Annotated in this window: 9 protein-coding genes and 1 tRNA gene; 7 read left to right on the top strand and 3 right to left on the bottom strand. The window is 55.7% G+C overall.

Annotation, left to right across the window (positions count from 1 at the left end; translation table 11 throughout):
• Window positions 1-521: 521 nt before the first annotated feature.
• The 3 genes from RLO149_RS23910 to RLO149_RS11115 all read right to left on the bottom strand — a co-directional run bounded on the left by RLO149_RS23910 (window position 522) and on the right by RLO149_RS11115 (window position 2679).
• Window positions 522-1067 carry an NAD(P)-dependent oxidoreductase gene (locus RLO149_RS23910; RefSeq protein WP_052304799.1) on the bottom strand — a complete coding sequence of 182 codons (546 nt, stop codon included), beginning with the start codon at window positions 1065-1067 and terminating at the stop codon, window positions 522-524.
• Complete coding sequence (locus RLO149_RS11120) at window positions 1006-2310, bottom strand: site-specific integrase (protein WP_245538057.1); 1305 nt, start codon at window positions 2308-2310, stop codon at window positions 1006-1008. Before RLO149_RS11120 ends, RLO149_RS23910 begins: the two co-directional genes overlap by 62 nt.
• Window positions 2311-2589: 279 nt before the next feature.
• A tRNA-Ser gene (locus RLO149_RS11115) sits at window positions 2590-2679 on the bottom strand.
• A 1256-nt stretch (window positions 2680-3935) separates the two neighbouring features.
• On the opposite strand from RLO149_RS11115, the gene RLO149_RS11110 reads away from it, so the two are divergent.
• The 7 genes from RLO149_RS11110 (at window position 3936) to RLO149_RS11080 (ending at window position 20564) form a co-directional block, all read left to right on the top strand.
• On the top strand, window positions 3936-11954 hold the full coding sequence (locus RLO149_RS11110; protein ID WP_013962185.1) for a calcium-binding protein: 8019 nt from the start codon (window positions 3936-3938) through the stop codon (window positions 11952-11954).
• A 753-nt stretch (window positions 11955-12707) separates the two neighbouring features.
• A complete protein-coding gene (locus tag RLO149_RS11105; protein WP_044025314.1) occupies window positions 12708-13895 on the top strand; it encodes a tyrosine-type recombinase/integrase in 1188 nt (395 codons plus the stop codon).
• Between the two features lie 163 nt (window positions 13896-14058).
• A complete protein-coding gene (locus RLO149_RS23560) occupies window positions 14059-14322 on the top strand; it encodes a helix-turn-helix transcriptional regulator (protein ID WP_158308156.1) in 264 nt (87 codons plus the stop codon).
• Window positions 14323-14455: 133 nt separating this feature from the next.
• Window positions 14456-17536: a hypothetical protein gene (locus RLO149_RS11095; protein WP_013962181.1), complete on the top strand. Its 3081-nt coding sequence runs from the start codon at window positions 14456-14458 to the stop codon at window positions 17534-17536.
• An 830-nt stretch (window positions 17537-18366) separates the two neighbouring features.
• Complete coding sequence (locus RLO149_RS11090; protein WP_013962180.1) at window positions 18367-18702, top strand: helix-turn-helix domain-containing protein; 336 nt, start codon at window positions 18367-18369, stop codon at window positions 18700-18702.
• Entirely contained in the window at window positions 18680-19741 is a 1062-nt protein-coding gene (locus RLO149_RS11085; protein ID WP_148264349.1) for a reverse transcriptase family protein, read from the top strand. The genes RLO149_RS11090 and RLO149_RS11085 overlap by 23 nt, the downstream gene beginning before the upstream one ends.
• Window positions 19742-19793: 52 nt before the next feature.
• Entirely contained in the window at window positions 19794-20564 is a 771-nt protein-coding gene (locus RLO149_RS11080) for a hypothetical protein (RefSeq protein WP_013962178.1), read from the top strand.
• The last annotated feature ends 55 nt before the right edge of the window (window positions 20565-20619 follow it).

Here is a 20619-nt window from a genome sequence, read left to right as displayed (position 1 = left end):
ACATCATATCAGAGTCTGATGGTATCCCCATATTTTTTCCACTGCCCGGTGGTATTTACAATTGTGGCAATTGGTCTGATGACATGTGACCATGTTCTTTCATTGAAACGGCGACAGTGATCATATTCGCTACAGCTATGGATCGCGACGTGCACTCAAGAATAGTCTAGGCGGTGGTAAATTGCTTTGTCTTTTACGCGGTCTGTGGTCAAAGCGCGTGAGAGGTCTTTTGCAAAAGAAATATGTATTGAATTCTTTTGATTTGCCGCCGGGCGGAGATTTGAATAGCGCATTTCACGTTGGTTGGCGCAACCCACCACAAAGGCTGCCATGTGGCATTTATTCAGACTACGGGAATGGCACCTGAGGGTCTTGCTGTCTCAGGGGGCGGGAATTGGATGAGATCATTGCGAAACTGTGCCGCTTTGAACGCCACCATTGGACGAGCATAACCGAAAAATCATACGCTTCGGCGAACAAAGAATTCACAGCTTGTGACGAAATCAACAGATTTTCTGCGGTCAGTCTTTTCGGCTTGGCCCCAAATAATATTCAATCATTGTGGCCTCGTCCTCGGCGCCGTATCCGGCGCGTGTCATAATGCGGTGAACGTCGCAGCTGAGCGAAGTGAAGGGCACGGGGGTGTTTTTTTGGCGGGCGAGGTCCATTGCACCGTTCAGATCCTTGATGAAATTATCAAGCCGCCCGGTCTTGCGATAGTCGCGGGCGGCAAAACGCGGCATATATTCCTGCAGGATCGCGCTGTCGGCGCGCCCGCCTCTGAGCGCGCCGGGGATCTTCTCAACGTCGATCCCGGCATCCTCGGCAAGGGCGGTCGCCTCTGCGACGGCCATAAAGCCGATACCGCAGAGCACCTGATTTATAAGCTTGGTGGCCTGTCCTGCGCCGGAACTTCCCATATGAGTGATATTCGAAGCAATCTGGCTGAGGACTTCGCGGGCTGTTGTTACATCGCCTGCCTCGCCACCGAGCATCAAAGTCAATTCACCTTTCAGCGCCTTTGGGGCTCCGCCGGACAGCGGCGCGTCCACCCATGCGTGACCCATCAGGTACGTCTGCCTGCGCCAGTCGCCTCACCATCGTGTGGCGCAGGCTATGGAATACCAGCCCGCCTTCCTTCATCCCGATCCCCTTTAGGAATGGCCCGTTGAACCAGCGGCCAAGGTTGCGCCCGTATCCGTCTTTTTGGTCATCGCTGAACGACATAAACAGGCGCGGTTCCTTGGCTTTGGTTGTCACCCAATCAAGAAATCCCAAACGGATCAGTTCAGAGTGGAGGGGCACTTTGCGCCTGCAGGCATTGGCCTTCACGCGCTTCTTTTTGTTACCATCGTCTGTGATATTCAGAAACCATATGCCGTCATCTTGCGCAACGTCGCCAACTTCCAACTGAGCAATCTCATTTAACCTTGCGCCTGTGAACAAGCCCAGTAGCGCACCCCACTTGTGATCGTCTTTCTTGACAAGACCTGAGTGATTTTCGGTCAACTCCGCATATAGTTTGGCAGTCTGGTCTTTTGTGTAGGCTTTACGCCCACCCTTAGTCTGCTTTGCCTTGGCAACTTTCATGCCCACGAACAGCTTTTGGGGCGCATGGCCGTGCCGTTCAGCCCAATCCCAGAAACGAAAGAACATAGCCAAGTGATTGTTGACAACCTCAACCGAGACCTTCTGAACGCCCGTAACCTCTATCGCTTCCATCAGTGGCAAGTCTCTGGTTTCGGGTTTGGTGTTCCGGTTCACAGGCAGAGCCTGAACGATCTTCTTCAACTCGCTTGCGTCGTTTCGGGTGATTTCAGCCATAAGGCGGTCTTGACCGAAATACTCCAATAGCACGGCAAGAAAGCCCCTCGCCTTCTTGGCCATCTGATCTGACCAATGCTGATGCTCTGCCATGAAGTCTGCGTAGGCATCGCCCAGAGACGCAGAGCGGGCCTGTGGTGGCGTTGCCGGGGTTTGAGAAGGCTGCTGAGCGAAGGAATGACCGTCAAGGCTTTCAGCGCGGCTTAAAAGGGCCTTGATCTGATCCCGGCGGGTCTTGCGCATCTTCCTGCGCAAGTCAGGCTCGTTTTCGGCCCATTCCGCGTCTGTGAGGCCCGTAGAAGCACGAAAATCGTCAGGATCAAAATAAAGGTCGGAAAGGTCATCTGTGCCGCTTATGGCGTCCTCATGCACAGCCAACTCTTGGCGTAAAAGGTCCAAGGATTGCTCAGACAGCCCGTTATCATTCAGCTTTTCGGTATAGCGGTCCAGCGAAGCCACAAAGTAGCTGCGCACCATATCCCGCATCTGATCTTGCCTAAGCCGTACCAACGTCTTGTTATCCCGAACTAATCGCCCGCAGGATGCAAGATAACGGGCCAAATCGCCAGCCCGATCTGGGCATTTTGTCCGTAGTGATACCCGAACGGTCCTACGTCGGTCATTTTCGGCCCGAGGAAGCGGGAACCGGAAATAGTAGACGCCATGTCGTGACGGGGAAAGGTAGGCTGACAGCTTCATGGGCTTGTGCTCCACTTTGTGTCGCACTTGCCCGCCCAACTTCTAAGTCACTGCTTTAGAGGGTTATGGCGGAGACGAAGGGATTCGAACCCTCGAGACCCTTCCGGGCCTACTCCCTTAGCAGGGGAGCGCCTTCGACCACTCGGCCACGTCTCCGCCGACGGGTATAACCGCGCAACTGCCAGTAATACAAGGTGAAATCGGCACTTTTTCTCGGAACCGCCACAGACACCAGAACCTCTTGAAAATAGCCAGAAACACTCGTTCTTGTATCGGTCTCGGGCAAGGTCTAAACAGATCGGAAAAAGGGTTTTCTGGCAGTCTGAAAAGGTCTTAGAGCATCCACGCTGCGAATCTACAGGTAAATCTGTCACGCAGGAATCCTGCGGCTTTGGTTATGCCTGAACCAATTGCTCCTATTTTCGATACCGCTGGATCAAACCGGTGTTCTTCGCAACAAGAAACGTCGAGCATCAGATCAGCCCCCAACTTCAGGAAGAGACTTCGCGACACAAAAAGAAATCGTAAACAGGAGACAGGCCCTTCGCAGCTACCTTTGAGGAACCCCGCACACCTCGACTAACCAAGAGAGATATCGGAACCTGATGGAACGCTGGCGAGGATGCAGTTCAAAAGGTCCTCGATGCACATGGTGTCGGCCTTGGGTTGGCGAAAAAGCTACGCTTGCCAGTGACCGGCATCCGTTTTTGCAAAGGCGCGTCATACGCTGGGAGAACATGGGCGTTCGGATCAGACACTGCCGGAAATGTTCTGGAAGGCAACCTTCTTAAGCCTGAAGCGATACGGAATGCGTCTACGCGCGGGAGTAAACTTCACCAGTCGACTATCGCCGACTGTCTCGCGTAGCTGGAAGAATATTTGTCGGCTGTAGGGTACAAGTTTGGCGAACTATGCTGCAGTTTCGACCTGCGCCTGTCGGGTGGTACCTTCAGCGCGATCGTCTCATGGAACAGGGCCTCAAATAACCAACTCGGTATTTTTCGCCTTATTTGTCAAATTGAGAGCGCCGCTTTCTGCGCGTGCATGAAGTCAGTTCATTTCAAGATGCGAAACAGGTCTGGAGTACACGATTGTTCCACTTCGCACCCCGGATGCGCATTACTCCAGACGGTATTTTGACCGTTTTTTGGCACTTTCGCGCGACGGGTGTTGTTGAGTTTCCCGTGTCGCTAGAATTTACTACGAGTGGTTGCTGAAACGGACAAAAACTGGTCTGGAACAGCCCAAAAATATGTTGACGCAGTGCTGATGCCTAAATAGCGTTAACTCCAAATTAAATCAAAATTGATCGACAAGACCCCAATGCGGGGTCTTACTTAGTTTATTTGAAACCAGGCTGTTCTTGCCGAGGAATTTAACTTGGAATTGGACACTGGGATGGAGAGACACCCATGGCCATTTCTTATTTCGGTAGCAATTACAACGTTGTCGCCTCCACCGTAACTTTTACTCCAAAAGACAGCCAGTTCGGCCCCGGCGCGGGTGGGGATCCGATTGAGCCGATGTTCTTTGGCATTGGCGGGGATGAGTTGCGCACGACCCCGTTCAGCGTTGGCGGCCCCGTGGTGATGGACTTACCGTTTCTTGGCGAGACTGAGGTGCTGACCGCGCGTTTGTTTGGTGAGCTTGGCGCGCGCATGGGGCTCGAGATCACCGCCGGATTGGAGAAGGGCGCGGATGACCCCGATGATCCGGACCTGATCACACCGGGTCAGATCGCAGCGGTTCTGCCCTATGATCTGGTGGTTGCCTATCCCACATTGGCAGCGGACGCTGCATCGGGTGATCTGGTTGATCTGTTCTTTGACACGACCTTCAACCCGGGTGCGAGCGCGGAAACAGGCTTTCAGACCCGCTTTCCCAGCCTGATTTTCGAGATGAACCTGATCAACGAACTGGACGTCGTTCTTGGGGCCGAGGTCGGTATATTGGGCTCGAACACGACCTTCACCCCGGTTGATTTCAATGCTTCCACGTCGATCCCGCTAATCTCCGTGGACACCGCGCGTACGGATGACGAGGGCGATGCAGACCCGCTGAACGTACTGGGCATCGGGACACAGACGATCATCAGCCTGCTGGGGCTCGACCCGATTGAGAACGAGAACGGCGAATTCGCGGGCATCTCGGTGCCGCTGAACGCCTTTTTCAATACGACATTGCCAGAAGACCGCGCCGGCGGCACGACGGATGTGACCGGTGAACAGCCCGAAGGCCGTGTGCCCGAACGGCCAGAGATCGACATCGGCCGCATTGAACTGTTCGTGCCCAACATTAATGTCACCTCCAAGGAGGTCGATGGCGTTTACGTGGCCGATCCCGATAAACGCGTGGTCAACGGCGTGGTGCAGGACGACGCGACAGGCCAGGGCAACAAAGATGATCTGGCCGCCCTCGTGCTCGATCTGGACGGGCTGACCACGCTTGCCACCGGTGGGGCTTTCCCGCCGCTCGAACTGGGCTGGGAGCTGTTCAACAGCAACAACGGTGAGACCGAAGAGGACGCCAGCCCCTTTGAGCTGGCCATTGATTTCTACTACAACCTGCTGGATGTGGAATTGCGGGCCGCGTTCCCGCTGGCGCAGGAGTTTGAACTGACCCCTGAAATCGCCACCAAAGTGTCTTTCTTTGAGACGACACCAGAGGGCGAAAAGGGCGATGCGGTCGCGGTACAAGTTGCGCAGACGAAAAAGCAGTTGCTGTTTGATGCGTCCGGTTCGTTCACAAGCGATGCGGTGGCACAGCGCCTGTCGGAACTGGCAGCGCAATCGACACAGGTGGCGCGCGACATTGAACTCTTTGTGGACCTTGAGCGTGCCATTCCGGGTGCTTTCACCGGGGATGTGGGCGGTGTGTCGGGCGTGTTGGGCATCAGCCGAGATGGCGGCCCATTCCAGCCGCTGGATGCCTTGGGCGATGCGCCGATCGTCGAATCTGCACCGCAGTTGGGTGAAAACCAGAACGTCGACCTCGATCTGACGGGCATAGAATTCGGCTATATCATCAGCAGCCAGATCAACGGGCCGGAAACGACCGAAGTCATCCCATTGGACTTCAACCCGGACGACACCGTCTTCCGCTTTGTGGAGGTTGAAGCCCCCGCCGGATTGACGGAAACCGACTTTTTTACCGATCTGTCGGCGCTGAATGTGATCTATGGCGGTGAGCAGATCTTTGTCGAGGTCGAGACCGAGGCGCGCCCGATTATCCGAAGCACCACGGGTCTGGAGTTTGACCTGTCGTTGCTGCTGTCGGGGCTGGAGTTTGAGGCAGGCTTCAACGCCAGTGTCGATCTTGGGCCGTTCTCGGTTGGTGTCGGTCTGGATCTGGGCGTTGGCCCCTTGTTTGACGAGACGATTCCGCTGTTTGATGCGGACCTGATCACGCTGTTCGACGAGACGTTCTCGATCACGGACAGCAAGACGACCACCTTCCTGCTGGGCGGGGATGAAGCGGAGGGCGAACTGGCGCCGGGCGCCATCGTTGGGACAGAAGAAGATGATAATCTGACACCGGAAGAATTTGGAGACCTTGACCTTGTGGCCATCGTCGCCGCGCGGCAGCAAGCCGCTGATGCTCAGGTTGTCATTGATGAAACAGAGCCGCTGATCGGCCCGGCGAGTGCTGCAGTGCCTCCGGCTCAAGCGGCGGTAATACAGGCGAATTCCTTATCAGCGGTGTTAGATGCACAATTCGCACAGATTCAAGCTCTTTTCAATATTGGCGCAGTTTCGGAATCCGTGTTAATTGAGGCTAGGGCGGCCCGGGATCAGGCGCGCGCTGATCTAAGCGCAGCCGAAGCAACGCTTGCCGCGCTTGAGGCTGAGCGCGACAGCCTAATACAGACACTCAATCAGGCAAATGCGGAGTTGGCGGAGGCTGAGTTGATACTCGCCAATGCGGGCAACCCGGAACTGCGCGGCACAGCGCAGGCGGATGTCATCATCGGTCTGGGCGGCGACGACAGGCTGCTGGGTCTGGAGGGCGACGACACGCTCTTCCCGGGTGAGGGCGCGGATAGTGTCGACGGGGGCGCAGGCGTTGATCTGGTAGATTTCAGTGATCTGATCGGCGCAGTCCTTACTACAGGCTACGACGGTCTTTTGCCGTCGGGCGTGCGCGCGGGTGTTGATGTGACGCTGGATGGCGGGACTGAGACCGCCGCCGAGATCAACAGCGACGCTACCGCAGGCCCGGTCACAGAGGTCAGCAACGTAGAGCGCTGGCGCCTGACCGATTTTGCTGACGTTTTGCGGATGGAAGACATCGCCTTTGGTGCTTTGGATAATCTGCGCGATGTGTCGCTGCTGGGTGGCAATGACGTTGTCGTGACGTCGTCACTTGGTGGGCGTACCATTGATGCGCCGCAACTCACCATCGATCTGGGGGAGGGTGACGACCGCTTCACAGTCACTGGCAGCGGCGGTCTGGCAGACCTTGCGCCGGGGATGACCATCTTTGGTGGGGAAGGTGTAGACACCATTGGAGTTGCCGGAAACGTCGACTTGCAGGTTTCGACTGGGCCGCTCGGGGTGACGTTTACCGGGTTCGAGAACGTCATACGGCTGGACAGCGGTGCGGGGACGCTGGCGGGCGACGACGGGGCCAACCGGCTGCAGGACAGTACTGGCGACGGCGTTCTGATCGGGCGTGGTGGCGCGGATATGTTGCTCGGCGGGGCGGGCAATGACGTTTTGATCGGCGGCTTGGGTGCGGATGTGCTAGACGGCGGGGCAGGGACCGACACTGTCAGCTACGCCGATAGCACAACCTCCATTTTCATCCGTGAGGTGCCCGGTGCGCAGATGCTGGGCTTTCGCGGCGAGGCGCAGGGCGATGTGCTGATCGACATTGAGCGCATCGAAGGATCTGCGTTCAACGATCTGTTCCGGGGCGGCGACCGCAGCATGACCATTGAAGGCGGCGACGGCGATGACCGCATTGTTGCAGGCGCCGGAAACGATACGATCCGTGGAGGTGACGGTGACGACCTGCTGTTGCGCGCCGAAGAGGGGCAGGTATCGGGTGCCAATGTTTTTGATGGCGGCAACGGCTTTGACTTGCTGGGCGGTTTCGAGGGCGGTGAGCGTTTTGTGACGGGCTCAGTCAGCGGCACGGTACGCTTCGTTGATCGCGACCCGCGCGGCTTGCTGCCTTTCCAAGACAACAACGTAGATCGGACCGGGACATTCACCTACAGCGCACCGGTAGAGCAGTTCCTGCGCGTGCGTATGGCCGATGGTGTGGCCCAGATGGTCGAGGAAGACATCAACAGCAACGCCATCTTCACAAGCGTCAGCGTCAACGGTCGGTATAATTACACCGAATTCGGCGTGCTTAACTTCCCGACGGATTGGCGCAATGTTAACATCCAGACCTTTGAGCAGTTTGGCTTCACGCGGTCGGCCTTGCTGGCGTCCAGCAACGATTTTGTAGACGGGACAGGCAGAGACTCACTGAATACTTTCATCGCTGACGCGGTCAGTGGCTTGTCGTCCAGTGAGATTGTCTCGAGCTTTTATTCCTCAGATATCCGGTCAATCGGCAGCCTGTCCTCAAGCGAAAGAATCCTGTCGACTGATACGTTCAGCAACGTCGAAGGCGTTATCGGGACCACGCGAGACGATGAACTCTTTGGCGCGGGCGCGGATGAGGCGTTCTACGGCAATGGTGGAGACGATTATATCGAGGCCGCAGCAGGTGATGACATTCTGGGCTTTGGCGAGGGCCAGGCCCTGCGAGACCTTACCGATCCACCCGGCGATACTGCCGTTCCTTCCTTTGGTCGTAGCGGCGGCACCAACGCACCGCAAAACAACCCAACTATTCTTGAACGCCTGCGCACGCTTGACCCAGATGACCGCGTGGCCAGCGCGGCGCCTGTGACTGTCACCGGCGATGTGGATGGCGCGGGCAACACCCGCGTCGATTGGGGGTCGTTCCTGTGGGGAGGAGATGGGATAGACACGCTGGACCTGCGCTTTGACAGGGGCCTGAGCTTTTTGCCGAGCGACGGCCCGGCAGCGCGCGCCATCGTCGATCTGGATGTGGCGCCGACCAATACCACCATTAACACCTTTACCGGGGAACGTGTCGTCTATGGCACGGCAGTCTTCACCAACCCGGGCGAAGACGCGAGCGCGCGTGGCTCTTATGTCAATGCAACGCTTTACGGCATTGAAAACGTGCTGGGCACCGCGAATGACGACATTATCAGCGGTGATGCGCGCGACAACCGGATCGAAGGCGGCGGCGGGGCCGATACGATGGACGGGCGTGGGGGCATGGATACGGCCAGCTATGCGCTGGCCTCCGAAGGCGTCGAACTGAACCTTGTGCGCGACGGCGCAGGCGTGCGACTGGAAAACAGCGGCGGCGGTACTGGCGATGCGGCAGGGGACACGGCGGTCGGTTTCGAACGCTTTGAAGGGTCAGACTTCGCTGACACGGTGACCCTGACAGGGCCGGTTGCGACAGGCAATGCAACCCTTTCATTTGACGTGGCGCATTTCTTTCCCGAGGTGACGGTACCGGGTGGTTTCCCGGGCAACGATGAAACATTTCCGGCAGAAACGCGGGTCTTTACCGAAACCGTTCCGGTGTATGACCGGCTACTGACATCTGCGATACCCTTGGTTACCGTCTCGCTGGGGGACGGCGACGATGTGTTGACAGCGGGCGCCGGAATGCCGGTCGTGGCCGATATGGGTGACGGAGCCGACACCGTACATCTGACCGGTGTTGTGCATGATATCGATCTGGGCGCGGGCGACGACATGGTGAGCGTCGCGGCACTTCCTGACGGAGCCCTGACCGGGCGCTCGGCAGCGCAGCGCACCACCTTCATCGACGGGGGCAACGGTGTTGACACGGTGAGCTTTGCGTCTGATGCGTTTGTGAGCCTGCAATCCGACGGCGCAGGCCGGGCTATTGTGACCGTGGCTGCGGAACCCGTTGCAATCGAGACGACTGCGTTCATCAACAGCCGCACGTTCACGGATTTCATCTTTCCATTCACCTCTGTCCAGCGGACCTCCGATCCAATTGGAGAGATCGACATAACCGGGCAGGCCAGCTTTACGGCGGCCTTGGATGCAATCGACGCATCCCCCGCCATTTACGATCTGACCAATGTCGAGTTCATCGAAATTGATGGCGCGCGCATTCGCCTGAACGCAGCAGACCCGGTGGTTGATGCCGATACCACGCTGACAATCACCGAGGACGCGCGCGATCCGTTTGATCTGGGCATCATAGTGCCCGCAGTCGAGCGCAGTGCCGGGGCCACGTTCCGGATCGAGGCGCTGCCCGATACTGCGCAGATCATACTGCCTGCTGATGTCGCCGCTGCCGGTCCGGTGGCTGTGGGCGATGTTCTGTCCGCCGATGAGCTGGCCGCATTGCAGGTTATCCCGGGTCAGCTTTTCGGAGATGCGGTTGATCGCTTGGAATTCGCCCGCGTCGATCCGCCGGAACCGGAAGCTTCGCGCATCGCAACCCTGCCAAGTGTTGCACCGCTGGACGGTGTGTCGCTGAACATCACGGCGCCCACCAGCCCGGATGGCGATCCGCTTACTGTGACGATCACCCAAGCGCCCGACAGCGGCACCCTGTTCATCATGCGGCCCGACTCGGGCTTTCTTGCGCTTGGGGTGACGATGCCCATGCCCGTTGCCGTGACGGTGGGCGACACGTTGACACCGGAAGAACTTGCCGGGCTGTCCTACCGACCTGCGGACAATGCGACAGGGTCCGTGGGGGCCGTGGCCTATGAGGTTGATACAGGTCTTGGTCTGCGTGAATTGAGCCAGACAACGGGGACCGACGACGCGCCTGTAGACCGTGATGGCCGCGCTGGGCAGACGATCACAATCGAAATCACACCGGTGGACGATGCGCCAAAAGTGGCGCGCTTGTTGTACCCGATTTCACCCAACGGTGTTCTGGAGGCCACTATCAACGCCGCAGACGCAGAGAATGACGCGTTTACGCTAAGTGTCGAACAGGCGCCGACGTTGGGCGCGCTGGTTCTGAATCCCGACGGTTCTTTTGTGTATCGTCAGGATGCGGAGCTGGATTTCGCAGGTGCAGATTTCCTTGAAGACAGGTTCACCGTGCGTGCAACGCAGGACGGCAGTGCCCTGGCATCACCTGCGGTCACGCAGGTTGTGCGCATTGTGAACCCAGCCAGCCAGACCGCCATTGTTTTCGATCCAACCCGGGTGGATGTCTTCTTTGACGATCAGGGCGACCCGATTGCATTGGGGGGCTTGGGCACCGACGATACGGTGATCGGCCATGATGGAAAAGACCAGCTGTTCGGCTTTGGGGGCAACGACCGTATTCTGGGCCTTGAGGGCGATGACATGCTGTCGGGTGGCTCTGGCAATGACAGGCTGAATGGCGGCGACGGCAACGACAGTATCGAAGGCGGAACCGGCGACGATGTCCTTTTCGGCAAAGCCGGGGATGACATGCTTGATGGCGGCGAGGGCGACGATGAACTGATCGGAAGCGATGGCGATGATGAGATCAACGGGCAGGCTGGCGACGATCTTCTGCGCGGTGGTGCCGGAAACGATACGATCGAGGGCGGCGAGGGCGACGATACGGTCTTTGGCGGTAACGACGATGATATCATCAACGGCGGGGTCGGTGACGATATGCTCGGCGGTAACGGCGGCAATGACACGATCAATGGTGGCAGCGGCGACGATATGCTGATCGGCGGTCTCGACAGCGACGTACTGGATGGCGGTGACGGTGCAGATGAACTGCGCGGCGGCGGGGGCGATGACACGCTCTTTGGCGGTGACGGCGACGACGTGATGTTTGGCTCGTTCAATGACGATGTGCTGTATGGCGGTGCGGGCAATGACGTGTTGAATGGCAACACTCAGGTCGACTTGCTGTTTGGCGAGGCGGGGAATGATATTCTGCGCGGCGGCGACGGTTTTGACACTCTTGATGGTGGCGCAGGCAACGACACGCTCGAAGGGGGCAATGGCAAGGACATTCTGAACGGTGGCAGTGGGCAGGACATCCTGCGCGGACAGGCCCAGAACGATACTTTCGTCTTTGCAAACGCCTCGGATTCTGCCTTTGGCAGTGCGGACCTGATCGACGGCTTTGATGGTGTCGGCATTCAGGGAGGCGATGTCATCGACCTGTCGTTGATTGATGCCGATTTCGCGGCCAGTGGAAATCAGGGTTTCGTGTTCCTTGGCGCTCTGACAACCGCACAGGGCCTCGCGGCAGGCGCTGGCGCGCTGTGGGTTGAGGATTTTGGCACTCAGACGCGGCTCTATGGTCTTGTGGACGATGACAATACCATTGATCTGGCGGTTCGGATCAATGACGGTGCTGCCACGAGAGCCAGTGATTATTTAGTGGGTGATTTTATTGTCTAAAGCTCAACCCTTGCCCGCCACCGGTTGTTGAAGCAACTGGTGAAGAGGATCTACTGTCCGTTTTCGCGTAAAATGGGATTTCGTAGCTGTTTGAGCACGGGAGGTTCTGGTTCGCTTGTGTGATGGATCAAACCCAGATTTTGACATTTGGATGCACCCCGAAGACTTGCGTCTTGTGGGCATTGAAGCTGACAAAAATGGGACACCTCGCCGTGATGGCGCGACCAAGGCGCCGGAGTGCATCCAATGCTCGAGAGAGCAGCCCCATGAAAGAAGTTGGATAGACGGTCGAACCTGTCGAGGACTGTTTGATACGAACGGGCGAAGGCAACACCCTCGGTGTTGCGAATATGGACCCGAAGGTACTCCCCTCCGGTATGTTGAAAAACCTCCTTAAGAGATCTTCGCTGAAATCTCGGGATACCGTGTGGAAGCTTGTCGATGTGGCCGATCTTTGGTGGGACAGCCATTTGTGGCTCTCATGGGTGTGCAAATATGTGCTGAGAGATGAACGAAAACGCCGAATTTCAATGAAATAAAGGTGTTACGTGGGAAAAATGGCTCCGGCGGTAGGGATCGAACCTACGACCAATTGATTAACAGAGGACAACTCTGAGTTGTGTTTGATCGGATTTGACCGTGTATAATCTTGAAAATACAAGGTAAAACAGTATCTTACCCAAATATCCGGTTGGGCGCTGTGGTATTGGATCGTATGTTGTCGCTGATGAATGTTGCAGAGATTGTTGCAGAATGGCGAAATTTGAAACGAACCTGACGAGCCGCCCGGCTATTGCGAAAATCAAGAACCCGAAGTCCGAAACCGATTTTTACTCACATCAGGGCGACGCGCTGAAAGGGCTTCGCCTTGCTGTTGGTACACGGTCGAAGTCATGGATCATGACCAAGCGGGTAGGCGGCAAGGTACGCTCTATGAAGCTTGGTAATTGGCCAGATGTGGTGAACGGCGAGAAGGCAATGGAGATTGCCCGCGACAAGATCGTTGAACTTGAGACAGGCACCGACGCCCAATCAACAAACGTCGCCACCCTGCATGATGCCTTCGAGTCCCATCTCTCTCAGTCGGATGCAAAAGGGGCGACGATTGAAAACTATCGCCTGCAAGTCAGAAATCATCTGGACGTTCTGTTTTCGCTACCGATTGAAAAGATCACGTTGCCGATGCTGGAAGCAGCTATTGCCGACAAAGGTGTGTCGCAGGCGTTGCATTTGGCGCAGATTATTAAAATGGCGTTTAGGCGCGCATCCACTGTCAGGCGGTGTTTTGATGTGTCGGCCAGCCTCAAAGTAAAGGGCGCGAAAAAGTACAAGCCCTCGAACAAGGTCAAGTTTGATGCGTCAGAGCAGTGGCCCGCCATAGATCTGATTTTTGAGTGTAACAGCCTCGTCCATCGCACGGCATGGCTGCTGATGTTGTTTACGGGGTTTCGGTCACTGAATGCGCGCACTTTGATGTGGGATCAGGTCGATCTCGAAAAGAAGACGATTGAACTGACCGCAATGAAGAACGGTCTCGACCGGACGTTCCCGATCTCAGACGTAATATGTGCGGCGCTGGCGCGCCTTCCGCATCGTAAGGGGTTTGTGTTCCCCGCTGATACGCCAAGGTCACATACGGGTCACATCGGCCAGCTTGATGCACGCACGCGCGGCATCGAGATGTTTGAGGGTAATGAACGCCCGAAGAAGGCATTGCGGCAACACGATTGCCGCCGCTTATTCACGACGGCGGCGAGGAGGGCGCGTCTGCCCGAATATGTAATCGACGAACTGCGGGGTGATACGCCCAAGAAGGTTCAAGACATCTATGATCAAGGCTCAGCCAACCACGGCGACGTAAACCTGATTGCCGAACGCATCTGCGCCGAATGTGGAGTAACACCTTGTTTCGTACTTGATCGGATCGAAGGCAGCTCTTAGATGTAAGCTTGATAAACGCCCCATCTCACACGCGCCCTTCCGTGAGATGAGGCCGTGGTGCAGGATCAAAGTTAACGCCCCTGTGGGGCCTTAAGCATAGTGCGACTTTGAACGCGAAGGCATAAGCACCCGGTCAATGGCAACGCCAAGAAAGGCGATTGCAATGACTGATATCGAACTCTCAGAAGAAATCCGTGCTCTGCGCGAAACCGTCGACCAGATGGCCGAACAGCTGGCCCGTGTTGAACCAAATGAAAAACTGATGACCACTCCTGAGTGCGCCGAATTTCTTGGCGTTGGTAAGGACGTAATGTTCGAATGGCGCAAGAACGGCGAGGGGCCCCCATACCTCCACATGACGGCTCGCACTATTCGGTATGACCGTGACGACGTGCTCGCTTGGGCACGTTCGCACCGCGTAAACTGAAAGGGGGTTCGAAGACGCTAATCTCCGAACCCACCCAGTGCTAAGTTCTCACGACCAAGTTTGAACAACCAAGTTATAGCATTTTGCGTGGTATGCCCCAACCGGGAAACGAGAAATAGCGTCTGAGTTTCAGATGCATATTTATACAGCAACCAGCCCGACCCATGAACTGCGCAAAGTGTGGCGCAATGGCAGTGACGGCCCTTGGCAGGATGAAAGTGCCGAAGGCTATCGCTATGCTAAAGACTTCATCTACGATGAGCATCACGTTGACGCCTTGGACGGCGTCTGCGACCTGCTGAACCGTTTGTCAGACGTTCCCAACGCGTCTCTGGTTCTTGGAAAACCTCTGATCGAAAGCGGCGGACGCACGGGCATCGACTTCGTGGATGTTGCAACGACGCTCTTTCTTGCAGACCTCGACTCCCTTGAGTTTGACGGCACAGCGGAAGAAGCCATCTGCTACGCGTTCCCGTTCTTGCGCGGGCGCAAATATGTCTATGCCTATTCACCGTCGTCAGGGTTCAAACCCGGCCATCGTCTGCGCGTCGTGTTCGAAGTCGAACCAATGGACCTGACCGTGATGCAGATTTACGCAGAGCAGTGGAATGCGGATCTCTGTCGCCGCCTCGGTTTCAATCGCAATTTCATCGACCATGGCATCTACAAGGCTGCGGGGTTCGTGTTCACATCACGCCCCAAGCTGAAAGGTCTCGACGATCCGCACCCCGTTCGCGCGTTTGTCGCCGACGGGATAGATGGTCCCGTTGCGCTGCCCCAAATGCCGAACATGGTCGAGGTGGACGCGGGTTCCATGGTCAGCGTCGGCACCATGCCCACTCTGCGCTGGGACCCAAACAACCGCCACAGCAATTCGGTCTTTCCGTTCATGGTCGGGTTCAAGACTGCGTTTCCAGACAGCACCTATTTGGAATGCTGGACAGCTTTGAAAGCCGAGTACGACCGCCTCTGCGTGTCGGTAAAAGATCAGAGCGAGTTCGGGGAAAAATACGTTCAGGCGCGCTATCAGAAGATCACTGGGGCAAAGCGGAAGCGCAAGGCGTTCCCAACGATCAGGAACGAACTGCCCCTGAACGCTGCCGAAAAGATGCTGTCTGACGAGATCAAGAAATTCGTTGAGGCGCGTGAACCGGGCGTAAAGGTGATCGAGGCCGAGGCTGGCATCGGCAAAACCTACAGCGCGTTGTATTGGCTTGGTGTCGAAACGCGTTATACCGAGCAGACAGGCGTCGCGACCTTTCAAACTGACCTCTATGTGCCTAATCACAACTTGTCCGCACAGATCGAAGCTGAGGCGCGCTCTCACGGTATGACCGCCTACACGGAACTTGGGCGTGGCCAAGAGTTGAACGGTCGGCCTGTCTGCACAAAGCACGAAGCGATCTCGAAGGTGCAGGGCATCGTGTCCGAAACCCGTAAAACTTTCTGCGGCAACGATATGGTGCAGTGTTCGGATCGGCCGGGTTGTATCTGGTGGGACCTGCACGACAAGTCGCTGTCGCATGATCTGCGTATTCGCACCCATGCCCACCTGCCATTGCAGATCGCGAAAGAACCCGGCATGTCGCGCGTTCCTGACTTCGTGGTCATTGATGAAAACTTCATCGGTGCACTGGTGAAGCAGGGATATGTTGAGGTGAAAGACCTTTGTGACGTGACGCGTCACGACATGGCTGAATGGCTGCTTAAGATTGCCGTGGTCATCAAGGAAGGTCTGACGATTGAACGGTTGGAGGCCGCAGGCTTCACAGCCGACATTTGCAAGGCGCTGATCAAGGCCGAAACCGAGCTTGCCCCAGAGGTTGAGATCACGCCTGACATGTCAGCAGAGGAGGCGCTGAAGGCGGCAGGCTGTTACGATGGGCAGTGGTACAAGTATGCGTCGTTCTGGCGTCGTTTGCGCGATGCCCTCGAAGCGCGTTCGCTCAATCGCCTGCGCGTGACGAAGAACAAGAAAGGCATCTTCCTGAACTGGCGGCAGAAGATTGCGGGCATTCCTTGGGACAATGAGACAGACAGGCCTCGTGTGCCTGTTCTTATCCTGTCCGCAACGATCAAGCGGTCAATGGTCGAGGCAGTCCTGCCCATCGATGAATGGGTCACGATTGAGGTCGAAAAGCACAAGGATGCGCAGGTGACGCAAGTCATGTTGAATGCGTCTAAGGCGTCGCTGCTCTACGGCACGGGTGAGCGTGTGGAGGAATACAAAGAAACGAACGCAGCGAAGAAAGCCGCTGCCGCCAAATTCCGCGACGACCTCATGCTCGTATCGGAGGGGCGCCACCTGTTCTCGTATAAGTCGCTTATAGACGAGGGCGTTCCACTCGCTGGATGGTTTAATGCCGTCGAAGGGTTGAACGATTGGGCTGGCGGCAAGATCGACATTGTGGGCAGGCCGTTGCCAGAGCCTGAGGTCGTCGAGGACATGGCGCGGGCGATCCATCAGGACGGTGCACAGATCGTGTCTGACGGCATGTGGTACAACAAGCGTCCGATTGCGACTGTCGGTGAAAAGGGCGTGGCGTGGTGTGAGCGGCATTCAGACCCGCGCGTTGAGGACGTGCGCTGGGTCGTGTGCGAGGGTGCGATGATGCAGGCGGCGGCGCGGGCGCGGCATGTCAGGCGCAGTTGTGAAATCCGCCTGTTCACGAACATGGTGTTGCCCGTGCATGTGGACGAGGTTGCACGGTTCGAGACTTTGCTGCCAGAGGAACGGGAGTATCAGGACGCGCCTGTGCGCGTCGCGTCACCAGCCCTTGCGAAGCACATGTTCTCAAAGTTCGACGGCATGTCGGCGAATGGAATCAAGCAGTCGCTCGGCAATCTGCATGACTGGGCTGACAAGAACGACGCTGAACTGATTGAGGTGCGGTTGAAGGATCAGAAGCATTGGTCGCGTGTGTTGATTGCACGTGATGGATGGCAGTATCTGTGTGATCGGGTCAAGGTAGTCGATTGGCGGGATGTGGTCGCGCGGGCGGACGACAACGCTGATCGGATCACAGTGTTGCGGTGTCAGACTGAGCACGCGCGCGATGTGATGGTTTTGCGTGAGGCGTTTGAGCGCGAGGCTTGGCACGATGAAGATGGTTTCGTGCCTTCGGGCAAGGTGCGCGGAGCATGGGGCGAGATCGACATTGGAGCAATGGTGGGCACAGTGCGGCAGGATGCAGATCAATGGCTGCATGGCTGATGGGCAGATTTAAACCGTCACTGCTCTTAATAGAGTATGTCTTTATTAACGCGAGTGACGGTTTAGACTGCGGCACAATGTGCCAATGCGCAGCCAGCCTGCCGATGTCGGAGCAGCGGATGCGATATGCGTCAATAATGCTGACATAAATATCGCCCGACCAATTGATTACGTATCAATCTACCGCGCTTATTGCACTGATATATCAAGACGTTGGCACCGTTCTGCAACAACTCTGCAACGCACCGTTTGCGACCAAGTCGCAGATACATATCGCCACAAAGGGGACCCCCTCCGCTGATATATGGAAAGGGGCGGGTAGGTTCGGAAAGTTCTGAGATGAAACCAGCAAAGTCCCCGAGAAAATAAATTATTACTAAAAGCGATATTTTACTTGCCGCCGGTGCTGTTCTCTAGTAGCTCTACTGTTGTGATGAACCTTTCGTATGCAGAACCCGACGAGAACTGGGGCCAGAGGCCCTGTGAAGGCTTAGAGCCTTCGTCTCTCACCTGCGTCTCGGCACGGGGGATGGCCGCGCGCCGCACCCCACCGGGGTTGGGTGCGGCATGTAAAGGGTCAAACGCCGCTGATCTTCTTCCTCATTCCTACGGGGGCCACTGTTGGCCGGAATCGAGGAGTAAAAGCCATGCGAAGAAAGAACGTTCAGCACCAGCGGCGGCACCGCAAAAAACCTTCAAAGTGGCGGTACGTCTACATCGTCATTGTGACCATTTTCCGACTTTGGGATTTGCTCACAGGCTCCGGGGAATGACCTCAGAGTTTTTGGGGGCCAGCGGCGGTGACCCTTTCACAGCCCAGAGGTGGGCAAATGTCTAAGTCAAATCGCGAACTTATCAATGAAGCGCTGACCCTTGCCCGGTTGTATTGGGGTTATTCTCAAGTGGAGATGGCCGAAGCGCTCGGAATGTCGCAAGCGATGGTCTCTGAAATTGAGCGCGGATCTAAATCTGTGACTTTAGAGACCCTAGAACGCTATAGCGAAGCGCTCGGTGTCAAGAAATCCCAGCTTATGTTCTTTGCAGAGGAAATTGAAGATGACGTGCCGGTTCGTCGAGGCAGGTTAATTATTGCCCGAAAGGCGCTGGATCTTCTGGAGAAACTGAAACCTTCGGAGCATGGCTGTGCGCAAACGCCGGGTCCGTAAAGCTTATGAGAGATACGAAATCGACCGTTCCCCGTTGGCGCAGAGACCGTCCCAACGCGACATCGCGTCACTGATTTCTGAGAATAAGAGCGATTTAAACCGCTTGGCGACACCTCAATTCAAAGAACAGTTCCTCGTCCGCCGTAGTATTGAGTCGGGCGGAAAAACTCGTGATCTTGTTTATCCCGAAGGCCGATTGCGCGCAGCACATGAGCGATTAAAATTTCATCTGAACAAGATTGTTCAGCCCAGCTATCTGATGAGTCCTAGAAAGAATCGGTCTCAACGCGACAATGCCGCCGCGCATCTCGATGCCGCGCAGTACCTGACACTTGACATTAAGCAATTTTACCCATCGACCACCCGAGGAATGATCCGAAATTCGCTGGTCGATCTTTTCGGGATGGAGGCAGACGTTGCTGGCCTGATAGCTCACGTTGCAACTGCCGATGACCGAGCTTGTTTCGGTTCACCACTTACGCCAGTCTTGGCCTCGTTGGTTCATAGGCCAATGTTCGATGCGATTGCTGATCTTTGTGCCAGCTATGACCTGGGTCATACCGTTTGGGTTGATGACCTTACTATCTCAGGTAACCAAATACCTGGCAGGTTTGTATCGCAAGTCAGAGCAATCGTCGCCTCACATGGGCTGAGGTCACACAAGTTGAAGTATCGCACAGGAAATAAGGCTGTCTTCATAACTGGCATTGGTGTTGTCGGCAGCAATTTAGTGGTTCCCCGCTCGGTTGAGCGCCGCTCAAAAGATTTGTGGCGCGACTTTCAGAAAGCGGACACTGTGGACGAAATTGATACCGCTGGCTCTCGTCTTTTGAGCCATCTCGGAGGCATACGCCATGTCGTCGGAAAATCCTCGAAGAGAGGGCAAAAAATTTCCAGTGAAATGAACTCTGTTCGCCAAAAGCGTACTAAGGCTTTACGTATTGGCAGTGAAAAATCTGCAAGCACCTCAAACCTCAGATATTTGACTGCTGAGGAACAAGAAGAACGTCGCGATGAAATTGATGCAATTCCGTTCTAGGCATTGATAGCGCAACACATGCCTCCGCAAAAATTACTTTTAGGACTAAGTAATGAGTGAAGACCCGAAAGTTGACCCACAAGCAGAGGGTTTTCGGCAACCTCCAGATCATACAACTGATCCGTGTCTGACCTACATGGCGCGCATTATGGAATTGCGGGAATTTGTCGGTTTCTACTTTGGTTTCGTAAAGACTTCGCAAGAAATGGGAAAAGCAATAGAAGATCAGAAAGAGAAAGAGGAGTTTAAGGTTTTTGAGTACAATTTCTCAAATCAAAGGCCTCTAGTTAATCAGGTAATGCTATCTCGGGCGACCGAGTCTTTCGATCTGTACCTCACGACGATACTTAGGGACATTTTTTTGGCGCGTCCGGAAATGCTTAAGTCTGACAGCAAAATCGACGTTTCTACTATTATTGAGACCGGAAACTACGAAGACCTGATTTGGCAAATTGTGGAGCGGAAGGTTCATGAACTATCCTACAAACCGCTTCGTGAGCTGCGAAAATTCATTAGTTCTAGAACTGGAATTGAGATTTTCCCATCGGAAGAGGCATTCGAAATCACTCTGATAGCATCTGAAATCCGAAATCTGATTGCCCACAATGATTGCGTTGTTAATGATCTTTTTAAAACCCGAACAAAAGATGTCGAGTTCCCACTAAAAATCTCAGATACGGGGCGTGTCGAGATTGAAGACGATTGGCTTCGACGGGCAAGCTATACGCTTGACAGCATTGTTTTTGACTTTGATGAACGCGCTTCAAAAAAGTTTGACTTGCACACGCGCTATCGCTTCGGGGCGTTTACTATTCGAAGCTGAAACACCCGTTTTCCACCTCCACCTCCACCTTTAACTTTGGTTGAGCACCCCGCCG

The organism is Roseobacter litoralis Och 149 (assembly GCF_000154785.2).
Classification (GTDB): Bacteria; Pseudomonadota; Alphaproteobacteria; order Rhodobacterales; family Rhodobacteraceae; genus Roseobacter; species Roseobacter litoralis.
Note: the sequence above shows the minus strand (reverse complement) of the source record. Positions and strands in the feature narration are given on the sequence as shown.